The sequence below is a fragment of the Agromyces humi genome, assembly GCF_009720255.1.
In the GTDB taxonomy this organism is placed as follows: domain Bacteria; phylum Actinomycetota; class Actinomycetes; order Actinomycetales; family Microbacteriaceae; genus Agromyces; species Agromyces humi.
Genome location: NZ_WJSP02000798.1, coordinates 1 through 524 on the forward strand (window position 1 = coordinate 1; position 524 = coordinate 524).

The following is a 524-nucleotide window of genomic DNA, read 5'->3' on the forward strand; positions in this document are numbered from 1 at the left end:
GAAGAGATGCGGTTCGGCGACCCGGACTACGCAACCGAAATCGCGTCGCGCTATTTCGACCTGACGCTGTCGAACGGCACCACCACCGCCTGCAGCTATGCCACGATCCATCCTGAAAGCGTCGACGCCTATTTCGAACAGGCGCAGCGGCGCGGGCTGCGGGCGCTGGCGGGCAAGACCTGCATGGACCGCAACGCGCCAAAGGGGCTGCAAGACACGCCCGCAAGCGCCTATGACGACAGCAAGGCACTGCTGAAGAAATGGCACGGGACCGGCCGGATGGGCTATGTGATCACCCCGCGGTTCTCGCCCACCTCGACGCCCGCACAGCTAGAGGCGCTGGGCGCGCTGTGGGCCGAGCACCCGGACTGCCTGATGCAGACCCACCTGAGCGAGCAGACGGACGAGATCGCGTGGGTGAAATCGCTGTTCCCCGAGGCGCGCGATTACCTCGACACCTACGTAGCCTTTGGCCTGCTGGGGGCGAATGGGCTGTACGGGCACGCCATCCACCTTGAGCCGCG

1 protein-coding gene is annotated in these 524 nt (G+C 65.8%); it reads left to right on the plus strand.

The features are described 5' to 3' along the window. Positions 1 to 524, plus strand: a 524-nt coding sequence (locus GH736_RS24240) for an amidohydrolase family protein (RefSeq protein WP_159607649.1), incomplete at both ends; no start/stop codon positions are given.